Raw genomic sequence first — 17,810 nt, 5'->3', positions numbered from 1 at the left:
CCGTCAAGCCTCCCCGTACGGGGCGCACCACCCCACCCGCAGCCACCCCGCGACCGCAGGAGCGTGCCCGCATGTCCCTCCCTGCCACCCCGGCCAGACGAGACCCCGTCGAGGAAGTCTCGCGGTGGGGGAACGGTTCCCCCACCGCTGCACTGACGGCCGCGGTCGTCGGGTTCTTCGTGATCACCCTTGACGCCCTGGTCGTCAACGTCGCGCTGCCCACCATCCGCGACGACCTCGGCGGCGGGGTGACCGGGCTGCAGTGGGTGATGGACGGCTACACCCTCATGTTCGCCGCACTGTTGCTGTCCTCCGGGTCACTGTCCGACCGCGTCGGTGCCCGCCAGGCGTACGCGGCCGGATTCGCATTGTTCATCGCAGCCTCTGCGGTCTGCGGTCTCGCCCCCTCCCTGACCGCGCTGGTCGTGGCACGGCTGATGCAGGGGCTGGGAGCCGCGCTGATGCTTCCGGCGTCCATGGCGCTGATCCGCGAGGCGTATCCGGACCAGGCGAAGCGGGCCCGGGCCATCTCGATCTGGGCGATGGGCGGCGCGGTCGCCTCTGCGGCCGGGCCGGTGGCGGGCGGTTTCCTGACCGAGCTGAGCTGGCGGGCGATCTTCTTCATCAACCTGCCGGTCGGTGTGCTGGCGCTCTTCTTGTTCTCCCGGATCGCCCGCTCCCCGCGCCAGGACGCTCCCCTCGACTGGACCGGACAGATCACCGCCGTCGTGGCCATGGGCGGACTGACCTACGGCGTGATCGAGGCCGGCGCCGACGGTTTCGCCGCTGCCCGCGTGCTGGTGGCTCTGGCGCTCGCAGCGGTCGCCCTGGCGGTGTTCCTCATGGCACAGGCGCACGGCCGGCACCCGATGGTGCCGCTGGACCTGTTCCGCTCCCGCACTGTGGTGATCCCACTGCTCGGTGGCTTCGCCTTCACAGTCGGCTTCTACGGGCTGGTCTTCCTGCTCAGCCTCTACTTCCAGGAAGAGCGCGGCCTCACCTCCCTCGGCACGGGCCTCGCCTTCCTGCCGATGACGATCGTGACCGCGTTCATGAACCTCGTCGCCGCCCGCGCCGCGCAGCGCTTCGGGGTCCGGGTGCCGCTCGCGGGCGGCCTGTTCCTCATGGCCGTCGGCCTGCTCGTGCTGTGCGCCGTACCGGCATCGACCGCGACCTGGCTCATGAGCCTGCTCATGGTCCCGGTCGGCGCAGGCGGCGCCCTTGCCGTGCCCTCGCTGACCACCGTGCTGCTGGACAGCGTCCCGGCCGAACGCGCCGGAACGGCAAGCGGCGTACTGAACACGTTCCGGCAGATGGGCGGCGCCCTGGCCGTGGCCGTCTACGGCGTACTGATCGCTCGGACCGGCGTGCTGCACGGCATGCGGGTCAGCCTCCTGATCTCCACGGCATTGCTGCTCGCGGTCGCGCTGGCAGGCGCCGTACTGCTGAAACCCGCTGCCCGGAAGCAGCTCTGAAACCTTGTCAGTCATGAACGGAACACGAATGGACATGCCCATGATGACCGTCCCCGCCTATGTGGCCACCTCACCCACCGAGCCACTCACCCCCGCAACCATCGAACGCCGTGACCTCGGCCCCCGTGACGTCCTGATCGACATCAAGTACTGCGGCATCTGCCACACCGACATCCACTGGGTGCGCGGCGACTGGGGAGCGAAGGACTACCCGGTCGTCCCCGGTCACGAGATCGCAGGCGTCGTCGCCGAAGTCGGTCCGGAGGTCACTCAGTACGCCGTTGGCGACCGGGTCGGCGTCGGCTGCATGGTCAACTCCTGCCGTCAGTGCGGTCCCTGCCGCGCCGGTGAGGAGCAGTACTGCACCCAGGGCACCGTGCTCACGTACGGTTCCATCGACCGGGACGGCACGCTCACTCAGGGCGGCTATTCCACCCACGTGGTCGTCGACCAGGACTTCGTCCTGCGGATCCCCGAGGGCATCGGTCTCGACGAGGCCGCCCCGCTGCTGTGCGCGGGCGTCACGACGTACTCGCCGCTCACCCGCTGGGGCGCCGGGACAGGCAAGAAGGTCGGCGTCATCGGGCTCGGCGGCCTTGGCCACGTGGCCGTCAAGCTCGCCAAGGCGATGGGCGCCGAGGTCACCGTCCTGTCCCGCACGCTCGCCAAGAAGGACGACGGCCTGCGCCTGGGCGCCGACCACTACCACGCCACCAGTGACCCGGCGACGTTCGAGCACCTGGCCGGTACCCTCGACCTGATCGTCAACACGGTCAGCGCCGAACTCGACGCCGACGCCTACCTCTCTCTGCTCACGGTCAACGGCACCCTGGCCGTCGTCGGCGCCACCCCGAAGTTTTCCCTCAACCGCTCCAGCCTGGTGCGCAACCAGCGCGCCTTCGCGGGCTCGGCCATCGGCGGCATCCGCACCACCCAGGAAATGCTCGACTTCTGCGCCGAGCACGGGGTGGGGGCCGAGATCGAGGTGATCCCTGCGGACGAGATCAACGAAGCCTACGACCGCGTGCTCGCCTCCGACGTCCGATACCGCTTCGTCATCGACATCTCAACCCTCGCCACGTCATGAGCACGCACGCCGTCATCGGTGCCGGGCCGCTGTCCGGCGCCGATGACGCCATCGATTTCTGATTCACCCCGGAGGCACACGGTGCTCGGTCTCGAACTCGTCGTGGTCCTCGGACTGGCGGTCCTGCTGGCCGAAATCACCGGCAAGCGACTGAAGATCGCCCCGCCGGTCCTGCTGCTGATCATCGGTGCCCTGGTGGGCTTCGTCCCCGCCCTGCGCCAGGTACACCTGCCGCCCGATGTGGTGCTGCTGCTCTTCCTGCCCGTCCTGCTGTACTGGGAGAGCCTGACCACCTCGCTGCGGGAGATCCGGCGGAACCTGCGCGGCATCGTGCTGCTCAGCACCCTTCTGGTCATCGGCACCGCCGGCGCTGTCGCCGTCGTGGCGCACGCCCTGGCACTGCCCTGGGGGCCAGCCTGGGTACTCGGCGCGGCTGTCGCCCCCACCGACGCCACAGCCGTCGGCGTGCTCGCGCGGGCGCTGCCCCGCCGCAACATCACCCTGCTGCGGGCCGAGAGCCTGATCAACGACGGTACCGCCCTCGTCGTCTATGCCCTCGCCGTCGGCATCACGGTCGGCGAGGAACACCTCACCGTCGTGCATGTCGGCTGGTTGTTCCTGGTGTCCTACCTGGGAGGGGTCGCCGCCGGGGTGCTGACCGCGTGGCTGGGCATGCGTGTGCGTCGTGTCTTCGACAACCCGCTGTTGGGCAACGTGGCCGCGATCCTGACCCCGTTCGTCGCCTTCCTGCTCGCGGAACTCGTCCACGCCTCGGGTGTCCTCGCTGTAGTCGTCGCCGGACTGATCATGAGCCAGGCCGGACCGCGCATGGTGCGGGCTGCCACCCGCCGACAGGCGGAGGAGGTCTGGTCGCTGGCCACCTTCTTGCTCAACGGCTCCCTCTTCGTTCTCGTCGGTGTGGAGGCGCAGTCGGCCGTGCGCGGCTTGGCCGGTAACGATCTGGTCCAGGCTCTGGTCGCAGTCGGCGCGGTCTCGGCGGTCGTGGTCGCCACCCGCTTCGCGTTCCTCTTCACCATCCCTTACCTCATACGGCTCCTCGACCGTCGCCCGCAGCAACGGCTGCGCCGCATGACCTACCACCACCGGGTCGTCAGCGCCATGTCGGGTTTCCGGGGCGCGGTGTCGCTGGCGGTGGCCCTGTCCGTGCCGACCACCGTGGACTCGGGTGCGCCCTTCCCCGGCCGCAACGCCATCGTCTTCGTCACCTCCGGAGTCATCGTCACCACACTGGTCGTGCAGGGCCTGCTGCTTCCGGGCGTGATCCGCTGGGCTCGCCTGCCCCACGACACCTCAGTTCAGGACGAGCGATTCCTCGCCGAGACCACCGCCACCGAGGAAGCGATCAAAGTACTCGACGACGTGGCCGCCGCCCTGGGCACCGACCCCGACGTCGTCGAACGCATGCGGCAGGAACACGAGACCCACCTCCAACTCCTGCGCGAGGGCGGCGGCGAGACCGACGGCGAGGACGCGCTGCGCCATGACCGGCAGTACACCGCCCTGCGCCTGGCCATGCTCGACCGTAAACGCGCCACCGTGCTACGCCTTCGCGACGGCCACGAGATCGACGACACCGTGCTGCGCCAGGTACAGCGACAACTGGACATCGAAGAAGTACGCCTGTCCCGGCGTCCGGCGACCGAATGACCCGCAAGACGAACCAGCGTCAGGGACAACGGCCGTGCGTGCCGGACACGCCGAAGCACCAGCCAGCCGCATCACCAACCTGTCCGAACAGCACACCTAGTTGCTGCGCATCGTCAAGAGCCTCCCCCAGAAGCAGCACCGCCTGTCATCACTGCGGACCTACTCGCTAGCTGACGGCGCTGTTGTAGTTCTGCCACCATTCGGGGCCCGCAACAGGCGCGCTGCCCCAAGTCACCAGTTGGGTCAGCTCTGCTGCCGCGTCGCTGTTGGGTCCCAGACGGACGTGCCGTATCGCGCCGGACAGTGTCCAACTCAGCAGGTCGTCTTCGGCAAGCACGGCCAGTTCGCGCAGTCGGCGCAACTGCGGGATGGCTATTGCCGGCGTTGCCGCCAAGGCGTTGGCGGCCTGCCCGGCCATCCAGACGCGCACGAAGCTGGTGGGCAGCCAAGGTTCACCGTCGTACGTCCAGCTGAGCTGGGCGCGAAGGAAGGCCACATGGTGGGCGTCACTGCCCTCGGGTGTGTCGGACAGTTCACGCCAGGGGGCGACGGGCCCGGAGAGGACATGGACGCCGTCGTCCTGATGCGCGGTGAGGACCAGCTTTTCCAAATTTCGTGGCAGGGCTGGTTGGACCATGGCGACCAGCATCGGCAAGGGTGTGCCTGAACTGGCGTGCGCTTCGATGCGCCACTGCGTGTCCCGGGCAGTAATGGCGACGTCCCGGCAGTTCATCGTCTCCAGGACGGTGGTCGTCATCTGCTCGGCAGTCAGGCCCAGGCTCCTCCATAGGCCGTCGAGTGCAAAGCTGGTGTATCCCAGCTCACCCAGTGCCTGGAGCAGGGCGATCTGGCAGGCCACGACACTCTCATGCCCTTGGAAGACCCCGTCGAGGACGTCGGCCCAGGCCACCCGACGGGTCTCGGACTTGCGCTCGATGACAGCGAAGTCCTGTTCGTAAGCGACCAGGGCGTGGGCGCGACCAGTGCGAAGGTCGCTGTCCAGGCCGTCGAGGAGCCCGTGCAGGGCTGGTTCCTGTTGGGCTTTCCTCACGAGGTCGGTCGCGTTCGCGTGCCGCAGGTTCGCGTATGCCGCCGACTTGCGGCCGCAGGCCAGCAGCAGAACGGTGGCTATGACCTGGCCTGGGCCCTCCACCAGTGCGGCCGCGATACCGAGTAGTGCCCGGCCAGCCTGCCGGGAGTGTACTGCGTTGTCCATGGCGTGGGCAGCTTCCATCGAGCCGTCGAACAGTTCACAGACCGCCCGTTTGAAGTCCTGCTCGAACGAAGGTGTCGTTGCAAGTGCCCGCAGGACCGCGGGATTCTCGCGGAACACCAAGTAGGCGCGACGCACGACATCATGGAACTGGTCGGGGTCGAAAAGGCTGCGAGCCTGCGCCTCATGCATGGCGAACAGAGCCCCCGATCCGGGGACTCCGCGCGAAGACATCAGTTGCTGCAGTGCGTCTCGGCCGGCAGTGTCCAAGGCCAATATGTCCGGGACTTGGTACGCCCGCAGCGCCCGGACGACCAGGTCGGCTTGGATCTGTGCGATATCGCGCTGTTTGGTCATCGTCTGCACCGTGTCCGCGATGGCATTGGCTTGATCAGCCAGCGCTGCGATGCGGTCCAAGTGGCGTTGTGCGGCGCGAGCCAGGTCCTGTGCTTCCAAGGGGGAGGCCGCGAGGAGTGCTGCAAGGTAGGCATCGACCATGAGCGCCAACTCGGACACCAGCAACCGTAGGTTCCTGACTAGGGTGCGCAACGGGCGCCTGTCGTCCGCGCCGAGCACTATGGCCCGCAGCTCGACGAACTCCGACACTCTTTTCTCAAGGTCCTGCGCGCCTTGCGTGCCCCCGTCAGCCGCCGCTGCCGTCGCCCGGAAGAAGCCGTCCATCCAAGTTCTGAGGCGCACGTCGACTTCGGCATGCAGGAACTCGAGGGCGTCCAAGCCCCCCGCTGCCGGCAGTGCGACGGGCCGCGACAGCGCTGCCTGCGCCCGAGCGGCGGCCTGCCGACGCGCGAGGGTGGCTGTGTTCACCTCCCACGGTTCTGGCCGGCGGCCGCAGTCGGCGCACTCGATGCCCCGAATGCGGTTGATACCGCAGCCCGAGCAGATGATCTGGGAAAAGGCCAGCGTGAATTTGTGCGGGGTCATGGGCCAGGTCATCCCTGTCGTTGCTGAACGAGGCGAGTGCCGGTCGCGGATACGGGGGCATGGACATGGTCCCGCTTGGCGCTGACAACGGGCACTGAGTTTTGCGTGACTGCGGCGCACCATGCCGAGTCGAGGTACCGCAGCGACGCCAGGGGGGAGCAGGCATGAGCATGCCGTTTTCAGTCATGTAACGCCATGAATGCGCCGAGATGCCCTTAGTGATCAAGGATGGGGTGTTCGGAGGGGAATGGATCGCACTCGTCACTGCCGGAGCGTAGGGGGGAGCAGGCGTTGGGTATGCCCGCGGAACTTGCGACAGTAGGGACCATCAGTGCATCGGCTCTGGTCACAGCCATGACGACAGACGGATGGCAGGGCGTCAGGGCGCGGATCGGCAGATGGCTGGGGAGGGGAGGCACCGCGGCCGAGACTCACCAGCTCAGCCGCCTCGACCGAGATCGGACTGCGCTGTTGGCAACAGGTCCTGAGCAGGTGGACGAGCTTGCGCGTGACCTGGCTGCAGCCTGGGCCGTACGGCTGCAGGACATCGCCGACATGGACGAGGACGCGGGTCGGGAACTGCTGGAATGGGTCAACCAGTGGCGGACGGAGAACCCGGAAGCCGTGCAGCGGGCAGCCGTCGTCTGGCAGAACGCCAAGGCGAGCGGACGCTCACGCATCACCCAGGTCGGCGGCAACCAGACCCTCATCCGACCGGAGCGGTCATGACCACACAGACCGCAAGCGCACCGGAGCAGGTCAGGATGGAAGCGGAGGCAACCGACCACGCCATCCTCACCCAGGTAGCGGGGAACTACGAAGAGCACCACCACACCTATCAGCGAACCTGGCAGTACCTGCGCACCCTCGGCATCGACAAGAACGAGATCGAGCTCGTGGAACAGGCCTACGTCCACGAGCAGCCGGAAGACGGCCAGGTACGCCAGATCGATCGTGCCCGCAGAGCACTCAAACGGCCCCTGGGCCAGCACAACGTCCTGGTACTGACCGGGACAGAGGGCACTGGGCGGCGTACCACGGCACTCCGAGTGCTCCTCGACGTAGGCATACAGGACAAGAACATCCAAAGCCTCGTGCTCGACTGGGACCGACCGGACACCGAGCAGATCCCATGCACCCCCGAGCACGGCTTCATCCTCGACCTGTCCAACTACCGCACACTGCCCAAGGACTTCTACCAGGGGCTGGCCACCTACCAGCAGGACGCCGCATCCGCGAACACCTACCTGATCATCCTGGCCACACCCGAGACCTGGGACGCCGGCACGGCCGCTGCCGTCGCGCGCCTGGACCATGTCCATCCCCCAGCCCTTGAGATCGCCCGTGCACACGTCAGGGTGCGCAATCAGGAACGCCTGGACTGGCTCGACGACGACACCGACCTCTCCAAGCTGCTCGGTTCCACGACCTCGCCCGACGCCGCAGTCCGGCTCGCACGCATTGTCGCGAACCCCAAAGCCGAAAAGGACCGGGCCAAGGAAGAGTTCGAGAACTGGACCGACTCGCTAAACAAGTGGTTCAAGGAGCACGACACGAGCGAGGATCTGCGGGAGCGTGCCCTGATGATCGCGGTCGCGCTCCTCGACGGCGGGCCCGCCGACATCCTGATGAAGGCAGCCGACCGACTCTTCAGCCGGGTCAGGGGCGAGCTCCCACCCGGCGGCGCGCTGGCCGGACCAGACTTGGACACACGCCTGGAACGCATCCACACGGAACGAATCGGAGACGACGCACTCTCGCTCGCACACGCGCGCCACGGCCTCGACAAGGCAGTGCTCGCGCACGTCTGGAAGCAGCGCCCAGACCTACGGGACACCCTGCTGGACTGGGCTGTCGACATCAGCGCTCCCAAGAGCATCGCCGTCAGGTACACCGGACGCATCGCCGAAAGCGTGACGCGGCTGGCAGCAGGCCCCGGAGGACAGACCGTCCTGAACATCGTCACCCAGTGGACTGCCCTGGACAGTGCCCATCACCGGCACCTCGCCGTGGGCGTGCTGGAGAGCATGACGCTGCACCCGCGCATCGGCATCACCGTCCGAAAGCACCTCTACGACTGGGCCAGGCAGAAGAACACCACCGAAGCGCTCGCGGAGACTATCGCCGATGTCTGCGGTGGTGCCCTCGGCCGCACCTACCCACGTGTGGCCCTTACACGGCTCAGACTCCTCGCAGCCCGACAGGACCAACGGAGCGCCAAAGCAGTGGCCGGAGCCATCCGCTCCTTGGCAGCCAGCCCTGACCTGCGCGGGCTGGTCCTGGAGGAAATCGTCGGATGGGCCAAGAGCGCGGACACTGCCGCACAGCAGGCCGGGGCCACGGCCTTCCTCGCTCTGACCGACCTGTCCGGCGACGACTCCATCGGCCTCTCCATGGCCGCGGAACTGGTGGACAACCCCGATGCTGAGTTGGAGGACCAACTCTTCGTCGAGGGCTGGCGAGCCGCTTGGTTCCACAGCCCGACTTCAGCCGCGTCCCAGAAGTCGCTGGCGGCATGGCTGGACTCGCCGGACGTGCCCGACGACCACGTCATCGTCATTGCCGAGGCGGTCCTCGCAGGGCATCTGGCAGACGCCGGCGTCGCCGAACTCCTCGTCGGACCAGCCGGAACCAGAATCGGACTGCAGCGTCGTAAGCAACTTTGCGCCCGGCTCCTGACCAGAGCGGCAACAGCCACCGCTCGACGAACAGAAACCGAGGCAGCGGACGAACCGGTAGACGAAACGGCCACAGACGACAAGGAGCCGGACGCCGCGACCGCATGACCATGTTCGGCCGACGCCGCAGACGCCCGGGACCGCCTTCGACCGCACACGCCGCAGAGACGGGCCCGGGCGCCACTCCCCGACAATGCACCGTCTCGATCACCGACGAACGGCTCCCCAGCCGCGTGCCCAGCGTCTTCTTCGCCGTATGCATGGACGGCACGTGGAGCGCGCTGGACGACTCTGCCCCAAGACACCGGAGCCCAGCCGCCCTCACCCGCCACCATCTGCGCGAACAAGCTCGACAAACCCTCTCGCACTACGACGTGCTCGATGCCCCAGCGGCCGAAGATGCCCTCAACGTGGCCCTCACCCAGCCACACGACCTGCCGGAAGGTCTCACGGTGCACGGCACAGCACACCTGTCCGTGACAAGCCGCGACCAGAAGCTGGCCGAAGAACACTTGGACACCGAACAACGCGGCGACATCGACCGACAGGAGAGTCGACGCCGCATCAGTCACCTGCAGAGGATCCTGGCCGACCCAGACCTGCACAGAGTCTGGTGGATCGACCAGTACCCCAAGCGCCTCGCAGACCTCCCACTACTCACGACAGCGGTAAAGGACCTCAAGGCTCCCCACGACCCCTCGCACGACGCGCTGCGCGAGGAAGTGGCCCGCTTCGTCGATCAACTCCTCGGCGACATCCGCACGCCGCACCAACGGGAGATCTTCCTCCGCGCCCTGACCCAGACGCTTCAGGTCCTCGGCAGCACCGAACTTCAGACCGCATCCGCTCAGTGGCTCAACGCCCTGGCACCGCACACCGGGAGCACACCCACATGAACCTGCAGCGCAGGCGCTGGCTCTTCGCCCCCATCCGCCAATGGCAGACACGCCGCCTCATGGCGCAGCACGGACCGTCCCTCACGTACACGACCGCCTGGGCGCTCATCGCCCTGCGCACAAGCCCGAACGAATTCACCCTCGTGCAGCAATGGGCAAGGGAATCCGGTGACTTCGGTGAGCCAGGCCTCTACAACGATGAGTGGAGCGAACTCACCGACGCTGAACGAGCCCGCAGGAAGCGCTGGCTGATACGCCACGGATGCTCACCCGTACAGAGACTGGGCATCTCCGAACCGCTACTCAAACGCGCCGGCATCCACGTCATCGACTGGGGCCAGCCCCGGGCTGAGTCATGACAACACAGTCACCCGAGCAGCCAGGCTGACCTGCAAAGACGTTACGTACGTTCCCAAAAACAGCGAGGCACGTTCCCAGGACCGTTTGGGGTAAGCCGCTGACCTGCGGCTTAGCAATTTTGCTCAAGGCCCACGAAGGCGGGGCCTTGCGTGGAACGTGGCTGAATACTCTGAGTGACTACCCGGCTCGGTTGTGGCAAGGGTGGGACCGTCACCTGGGTGGCGGTCCCTGACAGGGTAGCGGATCGGGGTGGGGTTGGTGGGGTGAGCATCGTGTTCGGGAGGCTGTAGGGCCTCGGGGTGGGTCAGCGGGCGCGCTCGACCTGGTGTTCGTGCCACACCGGTTCCGATGTCTCGCGTACCCGGTCGTCGCTGCCGCGGTCGAAGGAGCGGGCGGACCAGCGGTCGTGGGCGACCGCGAGAACCGTCCCCTCGTACGACTCCAGCCCCTCCTGCAGAGCCTCCGCCGACTCCAGGACGAGGTTGTCGGTCGGCTCGTCGAGCAGCAGTGCCGTGGTGCCCCGCAGCTCCAGCAGCAGGATCTGGAAGCGGGCCTGCCGGCCGCCCGACAAACGGTCGAAGGCCTGGTCCGCCTGCCGGTCGAGTCCGTAGCGCCGCAGGGCCGACATGGCCTCACCGCGGCTCCGGGCGTGTTCGGTCCACAGGATGTCCGCCAGGGTCCGCCCGAGCAGCTCGGGGTGGGCGTGCGCCTGGGGAAATGGCCCGGTACGACGCGTACGCCACCCTGGCAGCCTCCGGCGTGCCGGTGCTGCCGTTTTTCCGCGAAGGAGTCACCCGCTCATGCAGTACGCGCCGCACGCCCCCGCCGACGGGACGGCGACCCCGGCCGCCTCGCCGTTCTCCCTGGCCGACGACGCGGCCTCGTACGCGGCGGCCGTCGCGGAGTTCCTCGCCGCGCCCTCGCACCCGACCGTCCCGGTGTGGACCGGCGGACGCGCCGACCTCGCCGCCTCCGTCCGGCGCGCGGCCACGCTGTACGCGGGGGTGGACCGGCCCGTCCCGCACGCGCGCGGCATCCTGCTGCGGCCCGACACCCTCCCCGCCTGTGCACCTCCACGGACCGCCCCCTCGCCCCGGCCGGCATCCACCTGCGCGACGAGCGCGGCGTGGAGAGCACCGACGTCAAGTCCGAGATACTCGGCACCCGCTGGCGCAGGATCCTCTTCCAGGGCCACGGCAATCACGACTCGATCAACCTCGCCGACTTCACCGTGTGCGGCCTGAGCGAGCTCGCCCTCCGGCGCCCCGGCGCCCTCGGCCCCGCCTGCGCCTACGGCCCCACCTGCTACAAGCCCATGGACAAGCTGATCCAGTCGCGCGAGGTGCGCGCCGCCGAGATCGTCATGAGCTCGTGCAACAACGCCCCCTTCGCCGACGCGGCCCTCTACGACCCCAAGTACCAGCTGATGCTCAACGCGATCGACGGCACCGCCAAGGACGTCGTCGCCGCGATCACCGTCCACGACTCCGACCGCGCGGAGAACCGTGCCTGGATGGACGCCGCCCTGGCGGACGCCCCCTCGGTCACGGTCCTCAACGCGAGCATCCGCACCGCTCAGCCCTTCCCCGCCTACCTCCACTTCGGCATGGCCGCCGACGAGGGCGCCGCACCGCCGCTCCCGTCCCTGGACCCCGAGCCGCTGCTCCTCACCGCCGCCGCACGCCTCGCCGCCTGTCTCGCCGGCGGGCTGCTGCCCCCCCCAGCAACGCGCTGCGTCCCCGGCTCGGCAAGCCCGCCGCCAAGGTCGAGAACCTGGTCACCAGGCGCTCGTCGGCGTCCCGCGACCGGGCCGACACCCTGCGCAGCCTCCTCGACGACCTGCAGTCCCTGGACCAGACCGTCGCGGCCCAGCTCGCCGAGGACCCGGAGAACGAACTCAGCGACCATCCCGCCCACTTCGGCGACCGCAGCCGCCTCGACCCGGCCTCCGCGACCTCGGTGCGCTGCTCGTGCGGCCGCCCCGCCGAGCGCTACGTCCGGCGCGCCCTGGTCCCCACCGCGCTCGACACCGAGTGCGTCATCTGCCCGCGCTGCGGCGACGTCTCCTTCCGTCTGCCCGGCTCCCCGGAGCTGCTGATCCACGCCGACGACCAGGTCACCCGGGGCGGCACCCTTCAGGTGCGGGTCGCCGTGCGCGGCGCCCGCCCGGGCCCGGTGCGGCTCGGTCTGTACGTCCCCCGGTACCTGCGCGCGGACTGCACGGTGGCACCGGCCCTGCGCAAGATCCGGGCCACGCCCGACGAGGACCGCGAGGCCGAGTTCACCCTGACCCCGGCGCCCGGCACCACCCCCCAGGCCTACTACCTGACCGCCTACGCTGTGCAGGACCTCGCCGTGACGACGGCCCGCCGCCACTTCGGCGTCCTGCCGCAGTGATCGAAACGGCCGCCCCGGCCGGCCACGGCCCCGCACACTCCCAGGAATCGGAAACCACCGCCCATGACCGTCTTCCGTCTCGCCCCCGCCGTCGCCGACGCCTTCCCCGACGCCCTCATGGCCGTGGTCACCGCCACCGGCCTGCGTGGCCGTGAGCCCTGGCCGCACGCCGTCACCGCCCTGGAGGAACTGGAGCGGCAGCTCGCGGACGGCAGTTGGGCCCCCGCCGACGAGACCGACCCCCGCATCGAGGCCTGGCACACCGCCTACCGCGCCTTCGGCACCAACCCGCGCCGCATCCGCCCCAGCGTCGACGCGCTCGGCCGCCGCCTCGCCAAGCGGGGCACCCTGCCGCGCATCAACCCGGCCGTCGATTCCTACAACGCCGTCTCCGTACGGCACGGCCTGCCCGCCGGCGCCTTCGACCTCGACCGGGTCGAAGGCGACATCGACATCCGCCACGCGGACGGCACCGAGTCCTTCACCCCGCTCGGCGAACCCGACACCGTCGAGACCCCGAAGCCGGGCGAGATCGTCTACGCCGACACCGCCGGCGTCCTGACGCGCCACTGGAACCACCGCGACGCCCACCGCACCCGCGTCACCGAGGACTCCACCCACGTCGCCTTCATCCTCGAAACCGTCCACGCCGCCCGGGACGGCGGCCTCCTCAAGGTCGCGGCCGACGAACTCCAGGGCCTCCTCGCCCCCCACGCCGGGCAGACCGCCGTGCACCACCTCGGCCCGGCACAGCCCCAGGTCACCGTCTGAGACCTCGACGCCCCGCGCGTGGTCACGCCGGGGGGACGGGCGTGAAGCGGGAGGCGGTGTGCAGGTCGGCCTGGAGGCGGTCGGCGGTGGTGCGCAGGGCGGGCAGGACGTCGTGGACGCAGGACTCCAGGGTGCGGCGAGCCGTGTGCGTGGCCACGCACACGGCGGCGACCGCCCGGCCGGTGCGGTCCCGTACCGGTACGGCGACCGAGCGCAGGCCCGACTCCAGTTCCTCGTCGGCGAGGGCGTAGCCCTGCGCGCGGACCTCCGGGAAGGCGGGGGAGGCGTCCGCCAGCAGGACGCGGCCGAGTGAGGTCGCGGCGGCGGGGAGGCGGGCGCCGACCGTGATGTGGACCGTGAGGACACGGCTCGTGCCCGCCCCGGCCGTGTACTGGATCTCCCTGCCGTCGGGGGTGAGGACCGCGAGCGCCGTCGGCTCGTGCAGGGCGTCGGCCAGGGCCCGCAGACGGGGCTCGGCCAGCCGGGGCAGCGTCGTGCGGGAGAACGAGGGGAAGCCGAGGTCCAGGACGCGCGGGGTGAGGGCGAAGGAGCGGTCGGGACCCGCGGCCACCAGGCCCAGGTGTTCGTGCGTGAGCAGCGCGCGCCGGGCCGTGGCCCGCGACAGGCCCGTCGCCCGGGCGACCTCGGTCAGCGGCAGCGCCGAGCGGCCCGCGCCGAACGCGGTCAGGACGGTGAGGCCCCGGGCCAGCGACTCCACGAAATCCCGGCCCAGTTCGTGCTTCGACGCCGTCGTCCAGGCCGCCAGGCCCGAGGGCGGCGGGCCGGGCTCGGGCACGGGTGCCGTGCGCAGGTCGCACTCCATCGCCGCCACCGCCGTACGCAGCCGGGGCAGGAGGCTGGTGCGCAGGCCGGCCGCCGAGTGCCGGCTGGTGTGGCTGACCACGCTCGCCACGCACACCGGGCGGCCGGTGTACGGGTCCCGCACCGGTACGGAGACCGCGACCAGGCCCGGTTCGATCAGCTGGTCGTCCAGGGCCCAGCCGTCCTCGCGCGCCCGCTCCACCCGTGCCGGGAAGGAGGGGAGAGGGGTGTCGTCGGCGGCGGGCGTCTGCCGGGGCGGGAGGGCGGGGAAGGCCGTGTCGTGGGGGTCGGCGGAGCGCCGGTCCCGCCAGCGCGCCCAGTCCGGCTCGGTCCACTCGGTCGCGAACAGCGGGCCGGGGCCGGTGCGTTCGGCCGGGAGCAGGTCGCCGATGCGGAAGCTCACCGACAGCGCGCGGCGCCGGGTGGCCTGGTGGATGAAGCGGATGCCGTCGAGGTCGGCGACCGCGAGGGACACCGACTCGTCCAGCTCGTCGGCGAGGGCGTCGGCGCGGGCGCCGAGCAGTGCGGGCAGGCGCAGGGCGGCCAGATAGGAGTTGCCCAGCTCCATCACGCGCGGGGCGAGGACGACGTCCCGGCCGTCGAGGCGGACGTGGTCCATGCGGGCCAGGGTCGCGGTGATCCGGTCGACCGTGGAGCGCGCGAGCCCGGTGGCCCGCTCCAGCGCGCTCGGGCTGAGCGTGCCGCCGGCCTCGGTCAGCCGCCGCAGCACACCGACCCCGCGGACCAGCGGCCCGACCGCCTCGGCCGGCGGCCCGGCCGCGGCGGCGGGCACGTCGGTGTCCAGGACGGGGTCAGCAGCGGGCATCGGCTCTCCGGTACGGCGTTCGGGCACGCCTACGGTAAACCCCGCCCGGCCCCGTCCGTCCGGGCCGTTCCCTCAGCTCCGTGTCACCCGTACCCGATAGTCCCCGTCCTCGTCCTTCTCCCGTACCTGGACCGTGATGCCGTGGCCCGGGTCCTTGAAGGTCTCGCCGGGGGAGTAGGGGGCGTCGGAGAGTTCTGCCTGGACGTTGGGGGTGCGGGTGCAGCCGCCGCTCTTCGGGTGGCTGTCGCGGACCGTGATCGGGCCGCGGCCGGTGTCGACCGTCGCGTCGACCCGGTAGATCAGGATGCCCGGGTGGCACACCGCCTCGTCGTTGCCGCTCTGGGTGCGCAGCTCCAGCGCGTATCCGCCGTGCGAGTCCGTCGGTACGAACACCAGCTTCTCGCCGCCCGCCTGCGCCAGCGGCGTCAGCGTGTACTCGGTGCTGCCCGGCCGTACCGCGCAGCGGACCTGCGAGGCGTCCAGCCAGCCCAGCTTCCACTTGTGCCAGCCGAGCAGATCGTTGTCGGCCCCCCAGTCCTCGCTCATGATGTCCCAGTGCCCGACCGCGCCCCCGCCCTCCTGCGTGTACAGGTCGGGCAGGCCGAAGGTGTGGCCGTTCTCGTGGGGCAGGACGCGGAAGCCGGTGTGGGCGTAGGAGCCGGAGCCGTCGTCCTGGCGGGAGTAGATGAAGGACGCGTTGGCGACGGGCACGCCGTCGGCGACCGGGGCGTCCCCGTTCCCGGCGAAGGTCACGGACAGCACGGTGTCGAGGGCGGACGGGCCGGCGTTCGGGGTGACCAGGACGTTCAGGAGGTCGTACGAGCGGAAGTCCACCGCGGGGTCGGCCGCGGCCACCATGTCCTGCACCAGCTGGCGGTAGCCGGGATCGAAGGGCGCGCCGCGGTCTATGCCGTACGCCTTGAAGGGCTTGGGCATCCGCAGCCAGCCGGTGACCGGGGTCTCGGGCTCGTAGTCGAGCCGGCCGTAGGACGCGGTGCGGAACCACTCCTGGGTCTGCGGGAAGAACTCGTGGAAGCGGTCCATGGCGCTGCCCTGGCCGGGCGCGTCGGAGAAGTCGATCATCAGGGTCAGGGCGTGGACCGTGCCCGTGGAGCGGGAGTAGCCGTGCGGGGTGGGGACGCCCTCGGTCATCTGGATGTCGGGGCTGCCGTGGATCAGGCAGGGCCCGAAGGCGGAGGAGCGGGCCAGGGCGATGGGCCCGGCGGTGGTGGGCGCCGTCAGATGTCCGGTCCCGGCCGAGGTGCTGACCGCGAGGGTCAGTGCGGTCACCGCGGCGAGGGCGGCCACGCGGCGCGTGCGTATCCGGCGCCGGCTGCGCGCCCCGGCGGCCCGGGATCTCCTGCGGCAAGGGGGCAGGGAGGGGGCGCGGCCGTCGTCCTCGCCCTCGTCGTACAGGCCGTCGGGCGGACACTCGTGCCGGCTCTCGTGCCGGCTCCCGTACCGGCGCTCGTACCGGCTCTCGTGCGGGATGCGGCCCGTGGTCGGGTGGTCGTGGGGGACGTGTCCGTGGGGGAGACGTATGCGGCGGGGCGGCTGCGGCTGCATGCACGGGCCTCTCGCTCCACGGCAGCGGCCGGTAGCCGGCTGCACCCTTGCGCTCACCCTGTGTCGAGGGGGTGCGGGGCGCGCGTTGGAGGAGACCGAACGTGGGAAAACGGGGCCGCAACAGGGTGAATCCCGGCCCGAGATGAGTGTGGCTCAGGTCACAGGGATTCGTGGCGCGGGCGGGAAATATCCGGGGACCCGTTCCCCGTTTAACCCTGCGTCCGAGCGAAACGGGGACTGCTTCCCCGGATCGTGATCATCGCCCGCCGAAGCTCCCGAAGCCTCCGCCGGGCCCCGTCACTTCGACCACGAGGAGTACGCCGTGTCGACCGCGACCACCCCGGCCGTGCGCAAGGTGCCCCGGCCCCGGGCCGACGCCGTGCGCAACCGGGAGCGGATCGTCACCGCCGCCCGGGAGATGTTCGTCGAGGACGGCCCGCACGTGCCGTTGGACGAGATCGCCCGCCGGGCGGGCGTCGGCAACGCCACGCTGTACCGCAACTTCCCCGACCGCGAGGCCCTCGTCCGCGAGGTCGTCTGCTCCGTCGTGGACCGTACGGCCGAGGCGGCCGAGCAGGCCCTCGCCGAGACCGGCGACGCCTTCGCCGCGCTGGAGCGCTTCGTGCACGCCTCCGCCGACGAGCGGATCAGCGCGCTGTGCCCGATGATCTCCAGCACCTTCGACCAGCACCACCCCGACCTCGAAGCCTCCCGCGAGCGACTGGAGCAGCTCATCGAGGAGGTCATGGACCGGGCCAGGGCGGCCGGGCAGCTCCGGCCGGACGTCGGTGTCGGCGATGTGATGATCGCCGTGGCGCAACTGAGCCGGCCCCCGGCCGGCACGGACTGTCTGCGCAGCGACCGGTTCGTCCACCGCCACCTGCAACTCCTCCTCGACGGCCTGCGGGCCCCCGTCCGCTCCGCCCTGCCGGGCGAGGCCGTGACCCTCCGGGAGCTGCGCAAGCCCTGACCGACCAGTCCTGACCGATGAGTTCGGTCCCGCACCGCAGTCCACCCTCACATCCCGGCCGTCCGCCGCGGCCGTCCGACCCGTCCGTCGCCACCGCCGCCGACGAGCCACGCCTCCGTCTTTCCATTTTTTCGCTTTA

Annotated in this window: 15 protein-coding genes and 1 pseudogene; 11 read left to right on the top strand and 5 right to left on the bottom strand. The window is 70.1% G+C overall.

Annotation, left to right across the window (positions count from 1 at the left end):
- The first annotated feature begins 71 nt into the window (after window positions 1–71).
- The 3 genes from ACFC8N_RS08040 to ACFC8N_RS08030 all read left to right on the top strand — a co-directional run bounded on the left by ACFC8N_RS08040 (window position 72) and on the right by ACFC8N_RS08030 (window position 4,230).
- On the top strand, window positions 72–1,475 hold the full coding sequence (locus ACFC8N_RS08040; protein ID WP_376287399.1) for an MFS transporter: 1,404 nt from the start codon (window positions 72–74) through the stop codon (window positions 1,473–1,475).
- A gap of 40 nt (window positions 1,476–1,515) precedes the next feature.
- Window positions 1,516–2,562: an NAD(P)-dependent alcohol dehydrogenase gene (locus ACFC8N_RS08035; RefSeq protein ID WP_362817002.1), complete on the top strand. Its 1,047-nt coding sequence runs from the start codon at window positions 1,516–1,518 to the stop codon at window positions 2,560–2,562.
- Window positions 2,563–2,643: 81 nt separating this feature from the next.
- Complete coding sequence (locus ACFC8N_RS08030) at window positions 2,644–4,230, top strand: Na+/H+ antiporter (protein WP_376287397.1); 1,587 nt, start codon at window positions 2,644–2,646, stop codon at window positions 4,228–4,230.
- A gap of 166 nt (window positions 4,231–4,396) precedes the next feature.
- Here ACFC8N_RS08030 and ACFC8N_RS08025 read toward each other — a convergent pair whose 3' ends face one another.
- Window positions 4,397–6,385: a hypothetical protein gene (locus tag ACFC8N_RS08025; protein WP_356019799.1), complete on the bottom strand. Its 1,989-nt coding sequence runs from the start codon at window positions 6,383–6,385 to the stop codon at window positions 4,397–4,399.
- A 492-nt stretch (window positions 6,386–6,877) separates the two neighbouring features.
- Here ACFC8N_RS08025 and ACFC8N_RS08020 point away from each other — a divergent pair, with 492 nt between their 5' ends.
- The 4 genes from ACFC8N_RS08020 to ACFC8N_RS08005 all read left to right on the top strand — a co-directional run bounded on the left by ACFC8N_RS08020 (window position 6,878) and on the right by ACFC8N_RS08005 (window position 10,318).
- Window positions 6,878–7,114: a hypothetical protein gene (locus ACFC8N_RS08020; protein WP_356019798.1), complete on the top strand. Its 237-nt coding sequence runs from the start codon at window positions 6,878–6,880 to the stop codon at window positions 7,112–7,114.
- Entirely contained in the window at window positions 7,111–9,171 is a 2,061-nt protein-coding gene (locus tag ACFC8N_RS08015; protein ID WP_376287395.1) for a hypothetical protein, read from the top strand. The genes ACFC8N_RS08020 and ACFC8N_RS08015 overlap by 4 nt, the downstream gene beginning before the upstream one ends.
- A gap of 152 nt (window positions 9,172–9,323) precedes the next feature.
- On the top strand, window positions 9,324–9,959 hold the full coding sequence (locus ACFC8N_RS08010) for a hypothetical protein (protein WP_362816567.1): 636 nt from the start codon (window positions 9,324–9,326) through the stop codon (window positions 9,957–9,959).
- Window positions 9,956–10,318: a hypothetical protein gene (locus ACFC8N_RS08005; protein WP_356040408.1), complete on the top strand. Its 363-nt coding sequence runs from the start codon at window positions 9,956–9,958 to the stop codon at window positions 10,316–10,318. Before ACFC8N_RS08010 ends, ACFC8N_RS08005 begins: the two co-directional genes overlap by 4 nt.
- Window positions 10,319–10,623: 305 nt before the next feature.
- On the opposite strand, the pseudogene ACFC8N_RS08000 reads toward ACFC8N_RS08005, so the two are convergent.
- Both ACFC8N_RS08000 and ACFC8N_RS07995 read right to left on the bottom strand, forming a co-directional pair.
- Window positions 10,624–11,060 (bottom strand): annotated as a pseudogene (locus tag ACFC8N_RS08000) (ATP-binding cassette domain-containing protein); the annotation flags it as partial.
- Between the two features lie 49 nt (window positions 11,061–11,109).
- Window positions 11,110–11,373 (bottom strand): hypothetical protein, encoded by a 264-nt coding sequence (locus ACFC8N_RS07995; RefSeq protein WP_376287393.1) that lies wholly within the window; start codon window positions 11,371–11,373, stop codon window positions 11,110–11,112.
- Between the two features lie 72 nt (window positions 11,374–11,445).
- Between ACFC8N_RS07995 and ACFC8N_RS07990 the strand changes: the two genes are divergently transcribed.
- From ACFC8N_RS07990 to ACFC8N_RS07980, 3 genes are all read left to right on the top strand, one after another.
- Entirely contained in the window at window positions 11,446–12,417 is a 972-nt protein-coding gene (locus tag ACFC8N_RS07990) for a hypothetical protein (RefSeq protein ID WP_376287391.1), read from the top strand.
- 53 nt (window positions 12,418–12,470) lie between these two features.
- Entirely contained in the window at window positions 12,471–12,716 is a 246-nt protein-coding gene (locus tag ACFC8N_RS07985) for a hypothetical protein (protein WP_356040411.1), read from the top strand.
- 63 nt (window positions 12,717–12,779) lie between these two features.
- A complete protein-coding gene (locus ACFC8N_RS07980; RefSeq protein WP_376287389.1) occupies window positions 12,780–13,487 on the top strand; it encodes a B3/4 domain-containing protein in 708 nt (235 codons plus the stop codon).
- A 22-nt stretch (window positions 13,488–13,509) separates the two neighbouring features.
- On the opposite strand, the gene ACFC8N_RS07975 is transcribed toward ACFC8N_RS07980, so the two are convergent.
- Window positions 13,510–15,135, bottom strand: coding sequence for an IclR family transcriptional regulator C-terminal domain-containing protein (locus ACFC8N_RS07975; protein WP_376287387.1), 1,626 nt, complete (start codon window positions 15,133–15,135; stop codon window positions 13,510–13,512).
- A 72-nt stretch (window positions 15,136–15,207) separates the two neighbouring features.
- A complete protein-coding gene (locus ACFC8N_RS07970; protein ID WP_376287735.1) occupies window positions 15,208–16,443 on the bottom strand; it encodes a M6 family metalloprotease domain-containing protein in 1,236 nt (411 codons plus the stop codon).
- Window positions 16,444–17,023: 580 nt separating this feature from the next.
- Here ACFC8N_RS07970 and ACFC8N_RS07965 point away from each other — a divergent pair.
- Complete coding sequence (locus ACFC8N_RS07965) at window positions 17,024–17,671, top strand: helix-turn-helix domain-containing protein (protein WP_356036975.1); 648 nt, start codon at window positions 17,024–17,026, stop codon at window positions 17,669–17,671.
- The last annotated feature ends 139 nt before the right edge of the window (window positions 17,672–17,810 follow it).

Source organism: Streptomyces sp. NPDC055966 (assembly GCF_042269865.1).
Taxonomy (GTDB): domain Bacteria; phylum Actinomycetota; class Actinomycetes; order Streptomycetales; family Streptomycetaceae; genus Streptomyces.
Note: the sequence above shows the minus strand (reverse complement) of the source record. Positions and strands in the feature narration are given on the sequence as shown.